Origin of the sequence: Bradyrhizobium sp., from assembly GCF_049581145.1 — a bacterium.
In the GTDB taxonomy this organism is placed as follows: domain Bacteria; phylum Pseudomonadota; class Alphaproteobacteria; order Rhizobiales; family Xanthobacteraceae; genus Bradyrhizobium.
The window spans coordinates 1-1,524 of sequence record NZ_JBAURI010000696.1 but is presented as its reverse complement, the minus strand read 5'-3'; the positions used below and the strand labels follow the sequence as shown (position 1 = coordinate 1,524).

Here is a 1,524-nt window from a genome sequence, read left to right as displayed (position 1 = left end):
GGCGGCAGCCAATACATTCTGCTCGGGCCGAAGCTGATCGAGCCGCCGGGGCAATGCCGCTCCAACCACGACGTGATTTGCGCGCTGGCGAAGCGCCTGGGGGCCGAACATCCGGGCTTTGATATGACGCCGCGTCAGCTCATCGACGTCAGCCTGCAACAATCCGGCTGGGGCACGCTCGCCGAGCTCGAAGCCAACCGCTGGATCGACTGCCAGCCCGATTTCGCCAAGGCGCATTATCTCGACGGCTTCGCCTATCCGGACAAGAAATTCCATTTCAAGCCGGACTGGCCCCGAGTACCGTTCCAGCGCTGGCACCGCGACGAGTCGCGCCGGCCGCTGCCGGAATTGCCCGACCACTGGGACGTCATCGAGGAGGCCGACGACGAGCATCCGTTCCGGCTCGCCACCTCGCCGGCGCGCGGCTTTCTCAATTCGACCTTCACCGAAACGCCGACCTCGCTTACGCGCGAGCGGCGGCCCGAAGTGATGATCCATCCCGGCGATGCCGCCACGCTTGCCATCGCCGACGGCGAAGAGGTCGTGCTCGGCAACCGCCGCGGCGAAGTGCGGCTGCACGCCAAATTGTTCGACGGCGTGCGCCGCGGCGTCTTGATCGCGGAATCGCTGTGGCCGAACTCGGCCTATGCCGACGGCCGCGGCATCAACACGCTCACCGGCGCCGACGCCATCGCGCCGTTCGGCGGCGCCGCGTTCCACGATAATAAGGTGTGGGTGCGTAAAGCGGCGTGACCCAAAGCGTAACAAATAAAATTTCGAGAAAACTGGCGAGGAGACGATGACGGAATCGGACAAGGACCGTTCGGCCAGCGCGGCGGCCATGGTGGCGGCCCGGCTCGACCGGCTGCCGTTATCGTCCTGGCATATCCGCGTCCGCCTCATCCTCGGCATCGCCACCTTCTTCGACGCCGTCGATCTGTTGGCGATCAGCTTCGCGCTGCCGGCGCTCGCCGGGCCGTGGCATCTCTCCCCGCAACAGATCGGCGCGATCATTTCGGCGGCGTTCCTCGGCCAACTGGTCGGCGCACTTGCCGGCGGCTGGGCCGCCGAAATGTTCGGCCGGCTGCGCACCGTCGTCATTGCGGTGGCTATTTTCGGCGTGATGAGTCTGGCCTGCGCCTTCGCCTGGGACGCGCAGTCGCTCATCGCCATGCGTTTCATCCAGGGCATCGGCCTTGGCGCCGAGGTCCCGGTTGCCACCACCTACATTATCGAGATGGCGCGCAGCCAAGGCCGCGGCCGCTTCTACATTCTCTACGAGCTGATATTCGTCTTCGGCCTCGTCGCGGCGGCGCTGTTCGGCTACGCGATGGTGCCGCACCTCGGCTGGCAATCGCTGTTCTATCTCGGCGGCCTGCCGGCGCTCTTGGCGCTATTTTTGACGCGGCTGTTGCCGGAGTCGCCGCGCTGGCTGGCGAGCAAGGGCCGGCTCGCCGAAGCCGATGCGATCGTCAGTCAAATCGAAAGAGAAGTCGCGGCCTCGGGCAAAGTGCTGCCGCCGCC

2 protein-coding genes are annotated in these 1,524 nt (G+C 66.0%); both read left to right on the top strand.

Annotated features, from left to right (window positions below; all coding sequences use genetic code 11):
- A partial coding sequence (locus WCB02_RS22695; RefSeq protein WP_423961625.1) for a molybdopterin dinucleotide binding domain-containing protein occupies positions 1-753 on the top strand: 753 nt, incomplete at its 5' end.
- A 46-nt stretch (positions 754-799) separates the two neighbouring features.
- The coding region (locus tag WCB02_RS22690) for an MFS transporter (protein WP_423961623.1) at positions 800-1,524 on the top strand (725 nt) is incomplete at its 3' end.